6 protein-coding genes are annotated in these 5,796 nt (G+C 38.0%); 1 reads left to right on the top strand and 5 read right to left on the bottom strand.

Going from position 1 to position 5,796, the window contains the following annotated elements; all coding sequences use genetic code 11:
* Positions 1-217: 217 nt before the first annotated feature.
* The 4 genes from MHO82_RS25405 to MHO82_RS25390 all read right to left on the bottom strand — a co-directional run bounded on the left by MHO82_RS25405 (position 218) and on the right by MHO82_RS25390 (position 3,017).
* Positions 218-589, bottom strand: a complete 372-nt coding sequence (locus MHO82_RS25405; protein ID WP_239189358.1) for a hypothetical protein — start codon at positions 587-589, stop codon at positions 218-220.
* The gene (locus MHO82_RS25400) at positions 586-1,362 is read right to left on the bottom strand and encodes a hypothetical protein (RefSeq protein ID WP_239189356.1); all 777 of its coding nucleotides are present in this window, start codon (positions 1,360-1,362) and stop codon (positions 586-588) included. The genes MHO82_RS25405 and MHO82_RS25400 overlap by 4 nt, the downstream gene beginning before the upstream one ends.
* A 109-nt stretch (positions 1,363-1,471) precedes the next feature.
* Complete coding sequence (locus tag MHO82_RS25395) at positions 1,472-2,011, bottom strand: HEPN domain-containing protein (RefSeq protein WP_239189353.1); 540 nt, start codon at positions 2,009-2,011, stop codon at positions 1,472-1,474.
* Positions 2,012-2,633: 622 nt separating this feature from the next.
* Entirely contained in the window at positions 2,634-3,017 is a 384-nt protein-coding gene (locus tag MHO82_RS25390; protein WP_239189360.1) for a hypothetical protein, read from the bottom strand.
* Between the two features lie 146 nt (positions 3,018-3,163).
* Here MHO82_RS25390 and MHO82_RS25385 point away from each other — a divergent pair, with 146 nt between their 5' ends.
* The gene (locus MHO82_RS25385) at positions 3,164-4,438 is read left to right on the top strand and encodes a hypothetical protein (RefSeq protein ID WP_239189350.1); all 1,275 of its coding nucleotides are present in this window, start codon (positions 3,164-3,166) and stop codon (positions 4,436-4,438) included.
* A gap of 140 nt (positions 4,439-4,578) precedes the next feature.
* Here MHO82_RS25385 and MHO82_RS25380 read toward each other — a convergent pair whose 3' ends face one another.
* Positions 4,579-5,583, bottom strand: coding sequence for a hypothetical protein (locus MHO82_RS25380; RefSeq protein WP_239189348.1), 1,005 nt, complete (start codon positions 5,581-5,583; stop codon positions 4,579-4,581).
* Positions 5,584-5,796 lie beyond the last annotated feature (213 nt).

Genomic DNA, 5,796 nt, shown 5'->3' with positions numbered 1-5,796 from the left:
TTCGACTGCCTCATCTTGGCCAAGGCATTAGCCGTTCAAACAGGCCGTATATATGGTAGTTAACCTGCGCTTTTTATCACACTACTGACTTGCAAAACTAGGGGAGACCATATATGTGAGCAACGCTACCACGAAACTTAGCCATACCACCGTAAACACTGAATTCAACAATGGAATGAAAAATGCCAAGCGTTGAGAATCACTCTTAAATGCTTTGTTATAAGTCTATATCCGGGTTGTAATTAAAATATGAAAGGTCAATAAATTGATATTCATCATCAACTAGTTCATTTATCATATCTAGCCCAAAATTAGGGTCCGTTAACTTTATCGAATGATTTCCAGACTCATACTCTATTGCAAGTTTATCAGCTAGTAACTCTGAAAATACTCCCCAAGCATGAAATTCAATTAAAGTTGAACTCTCTAACATGATATCTCGTAAATTATTCCAATGCATAAACCCTTCAGGGTGTGGAGAACAAATATTTTTTAGGTACCTTTCTCCATAATTCACTATTTGCTCTAATGATTGCCCATGCCCTATAGGGCTAAATTCACTAACGATATTTATGAATCGAGTGGTCATTTCTGGTATTTCAATATCATTTGTGCTTTGACCCTGAAAAAACCTTTCCAAAGAAACGCAAACCCATGATTGTTCTGTGAGTTGCCTTTAGCTGCCATAGCATAAATAGATGTTCTTAATTGTTCAATATGTTGATCCAGTCTATCCCTGCTGCCACCTGAATAGAGAGCGTTATCGTATAAACAAAGTTGATATCCCCCTAAGTGACGATCACAAATCATAAGTGATACATCATCTTCCACTAGCTTAGCTGGGGACAGAACTCTAAGCTTTATATCTTTTTGAGTTGAGGTGTATGGCTCCAAACAAAGTATGTTTCTTTGCATCCAAAAAATTTCGTTAAATAAAAAGTGGCGCAGTAATGTAGGCCAATCACGAGATATAACAACATGAACAATATCGCCGTCTGAAATAAATGGAAGATAACTCTTTAACTCACTTGCATATGCCCCTAATTCGGTTCCAACTTGCCTAGTCGGATTAGCAATATTTTTAAGCTCTAATATAACAAGCGATTCAGTTTCAGGGGCATATAAAAGGAAATCAGGCCTTAAGCTATCTCCCTCTTTAAGAGATATATTTTCATCCTCAGAAATTACTTCATTAATATTAAGTGATTCTAAACAGTGATTGTACGCCTCTATAATCCGAGATTCAGAACTGGATTTTCCCTTTGTTGATTCTTCAAAGTCGTCAATGATATCGCCTAAGCCACCAATTTCACTCAACTCTTCACTCAACCATTTCTGCATATCTTTTTCTTTATCGAACACAATTAGCTTCCATTCTTTGTTGAATAATCCATGACTTATAACGCTCGGCATAAGGTGCGCTTACGCCATACTTACAAAAACCATTACACCTTTGTTAAGTGGTAGTAGTTCAAGCGTATGACAAGCCTTCATCAGTAACTCTTACTAAGCTCTTAAAGAAAAATATACACTTATCTAATTCATTACGCTTTACGATGTGAGTTGCTTGTTTATCAGTATTTGCTCGGTGAACTGCATCACCCCGCTTACTTATCCATTGGTTTAATACTGTTCGAACTTCTTTGGGAGTACTGTAATTATTCCAAACCCAGCTTTCCGTAACATCAACGCCAAAAAACTCTTGGAAAATTTGTTTAGTTTTAACTGAATCAGGATTATGGAACATTTTCAATCTTGTAGAAAATTGCTGTTCCATGAAATTACCAATTTGACTGCCCTTTAGCACACCAAACTTTAATTCAAATAACTCTGTAGCAATATCCTCAACATATGTTTCCCATGCGGTTAAAACTAATATTAAGGACGCTCTTTTTAATGCTTCTGGAGGTTGATAATCTTGAGCGTTATTTTGATTAATTTGATCATAACAATTTAACAATTCTTCAGCATCTGTGATTGCCAAATTAAATGATTCTAAAGCTTTCGACATACTTACTTTCTCCTACCACTTAACGCTCTGCTAAATGGCGCTTTCACTTAACTTTCAAAGCCAATCACACTCAGAACCAAAACCGCCGAATGTTCCTGCGTCCGTTTAAGCAGTTTGTTATACGTACCTTTTAAACGCTACAGCCACTTGGCAAAGAACTGATTGGCCAAAATAATCCAGGAACCTATTCTAATTGACCCGCTTAAATTAAGCGAACCAAATAACCCACAAACAACACACTTTGTGAACAAAAACAAAAGACTGCCAATAGTTGAAGCTGAAAAAACGCCATTTAAAAATACGAATTTCACAGCTGTAATCTACGAGCGGTTGCGGGATAAACCAGCACCTAAAAGTCATGAAATTAAAAACACCATTAAGAAGCGAAAACTAAGATGATCTTCGATAAACTCCAAAAGAGAGCCTCTTATTTCTACAAGTAAAAATGCTTCGTTTCTATCGCTGAACCGAGAGAAAGAATTCTGACTTAGGACGCATAACGCCAAATTAAGTAGTGAGCAACGCTGCCACCTACCTAAAGCATTGTGCCGTAAACACTAAAGTTGATTCAAACCAAAAACGCCAAGCGTTGCGAATCTGCTTAAATTTATTGTTATATGTATTATTTCCCACCAAGCCAGGCTAGGACACCGCTTGCAATGAGTAAAACCATACCAACTAGGCCAACACTAATTGAAAAACTTGCCTTATTTTCATATTCCGAATCTTCCGTTCGAGATACTAACTCACGATGTACCATTAGAGACAAAAAGCCCCTATCTGCTGGGCTGCTTCTCTCAAATGTAATCCCTGCAAGTACAACCAGAAAAACACCACTATAGGCTATGAAATCTACCAAAGGAATCACTGAGAAATAGTCAAATGAAGCCCGTAAGACAAATAGAACTGCCAATATCCCTACAATATAGATGACAATCCCTTTAAGAAAGTTTATCACTGAAACCTCCCATACATATAACGCCTGCTTAAGCGGCTGCCAATGCACTACACCCAAACAGACCACCGTAATCACATAAGCCAATTCGAACCAAAAATGCCATAGGTTGGCAGTCCGTCTTTAAGCATTTGTTATGTAACATGTTAATGCTGTAGCATAGAGGTGTAAATGACAACGCATATCGTAGGAAAGTAATGATAGTCGAAATTGAGATCCCTGAGCTACCTGAAGAAGAAACTAAGCCAACAGCAGAGGAATACTGGCAACATAACCCTGACAAAGCTACATCTTGGATTAATTATGCAGAGACCTTGGCAGATAACGGCGATATAGAAAAGGCGCATTCGATTTTCCTTGAAGCATTTGCATCTAATGCTTTTGACAGAAAGGTAAAACTGGCCGAGCACTATGCTCTGTTTGTGTCTAGATACCTTAATTATGCTGAAGGTGCGGAAATTTTCGAGCAGCTAATATCAGTAAGACATGTTTCAAAGATGGTCAACCATCGCATTAAAGACTGCTACATTAATTTTCTTATTAAAAATGAGAAACTAGATGAAGCGAAACAATTGCTCATTAGCCAAGCAGAAGAAAGCGGAACAACAAAAACAATGTTTAAGCTGGCGGATATTTATGAAGCACAAGGAGATTTCTACAAATCGATACCAATCTACGAAGAACTAGTAAGGCGCAGCAAAACAAATTCTGAGGCTTGGCGCAAGCTACGTTACGCAGAGAAGTCTCTGCAAGCTAATGAACATAAAGACCGAATAGTAAAGTCTATTTCTTTTGCTCCAGAACATCATGTAGCTGGCCTATCGATACTTCAAAATTTTGGAAACGTCCTTAACAAAAAATACCCGAATGGTGGCGTCGCATTTTCGATTCAACAAATCGGAACAAAAATTGTCATGACGATCGAACACCCTGAAGGAGATAAAGAGGTTGTCGAGGAGTATTTGACTAATTATGGTTTAGTTGTTTTCGAGAAAATCACACCAGAGCAGTATACCCATGACCCAGTAGAAATAATGGACCTCAAACGCCAAATAATACAATACAAAAGTGAACTTGAGTGGGCAAACGAAAAGAAGATGATGATTGAGGGCATTGTTGCTAGACAGGATTCAATTATCGCAAAACAAGTGCAGGATCTAACTTACTTCAAAGAGAAGTTTGGCGAGGTGCTTCAAACGAATAACCTATTAACCATACAAAACAAGGATTGCTTTATTACGCTTATGAGCATGCTAAAGGAACAGGATAGTAATATACAAAACCTTATCAGCAAGTTAGTCTCATCCGCAGAAAACAAAGATACAGAAAAAGTCGAAGAATTTGCGAATAAAATTCTAGATGAGAAACCAAGTGTAATCACAAAGATAAAGGAATTTGTTTTTGTAACAGCAGCTTCCGCAAGTGGAAACGCACCTGCATGGGTTGATTTTTTATCTAAGACACTACCATAAAGTCCCCCCCTAATTACCACTAGTTGGGGGGCAATGATGTAACATAACACTTGGCATAAGGTGCGCCACGACTAACTAACAAAACCCACAGAACTCAATACCAAGACCGCCGAGTGTAACGCGTCACCTTGATGCTTTTGTTAGGTTTTTTTTATCTCGATGCCTCTTTTAAACCTCTTGAGTAAATGTTTATCGTTAGTATCCGCATAAAGCCGTTGAATTGCGGCATTATCTGTAACTGAAGCTTTATCAGACATTTTTCCGTATAGGCCATATTTCTCTTGGGCTTGCATCTCTTCAAACCCGCGAAGGATTAAACGCACTGATTCCAATATAGCCAAGTACCGTGTAGCTATGTTTACTAAGTCACGTGTCTTAATATTAGATATGATATATCTATGTATCACTCTATTTCTTAGTTGATATAGAGTATTTAGTTCATCAAATATTTCTTGGTCGATAACATTATACTGTAGAGAGTGTTCATATATTTTTCGCTCCATAATCCCCCTCTCATTATCGGCTTGGAAAAGGTATTTGATATCTATATCGTTCGTACGCTCGCCTAACTGTTTTGCGATGACTATGCAAAGTCTGAGGTATGCATCAATTTGGCTTGCTGTGATAGCAATAATTTCAATATAAGACTCGGACTCTATAGCGGAGTTTAAAAGATCGTGAGATGCAGCCAAGGACGCATTAAAGCGGTCGAATTTATCTAGATCAGAAGCCAACTTACGATCACTTCCCGGAACGATTACTACAGAATTTAAAACATCCTCAACAAGTGCTAGCTGTTCTTTTATACGAACATCATTTTTTAAACTAACATCGTAGATGTATTTTCCAATAAGTGCTTGATCACCCAATGCCCCAAAGAACATGTGTGCACAAAACTCTGCATCATCCATTCTAGATCTATTCCAAGCTAATTTTTTCACTCCGTTAGGGTTCGCTTTAGCTAGGCTTGGAGCTTGTTCTTCAAGAGGATAACAACTTAGCTGAAAACATCCTAATGAATCCTCGTAAGGTTGAAAACTATATGGTGAAGCTTCTTTTTCTCCCTCGATAGCTGGATTTAGATACTGCCATTCGATAGGGATGTGAATTAATAAAATCCCATTCGGTTCAGTCCAATGTTTCATTTTTATTTCCTACAAAGTTAACCGAAAACCTAACGCTCTGCTAAATGGCGCTTTCACTTAACTTTCAAAGCCTACCACGCTCACAACCAAAACCGCCGAATGTTCCTGCGTCCGTTTAAGCAGTTTGTTATGCGTACCTTTTGAACGCTACCGCCACTTGGCAAAGAACTGATTGGCCAAAATAATCTAAAAACCAATTCTAATTGACCAGCC

This window comes from Vibrio sp. Of7-15, assembly GCF_022347565.1.
Taxonomy (GTDB): Bacteria; Pseudomonadota; Gammaproteobacteria; order Enterobacterales; family Vibrionaceae; genus NORP241.
The sequence above is the reverse complement of the archived record's forward strand: the minus strand, read 5'-3'. Positions and strand labels throughout refer to the sequence as shown.

Coding starts and splice junctions, on each gene's coding strand:
- MHO82_RS25405 (WP_239189358.1), bottom strand. CDS start 589: ATGACCACTCGATTCATAAATATCGTTAGTGAATTTAGCCCTATAGGG.
- MHO82_RS25395 (WP_239189353.1), bottom strand. CDS start 2,011: ATGTCGAAAGCTTTAGAATCATTTAATTTGGCAATCACAGATGCTGAA.
- MHO82_RS25385 (WP_239189350.1), top strand. CDS start 3,164: ATGATAGTCGAAATTGAGATCCCTGAGCTACCTGAAGAAGAAACTAAG.
- MHO82_RS25380 (WP_239189348.1), bottom strand. CDS start 5,583: ATGAAACATTGGACTGAACCGAATGGGATTTTATTAATTCACATCCCT.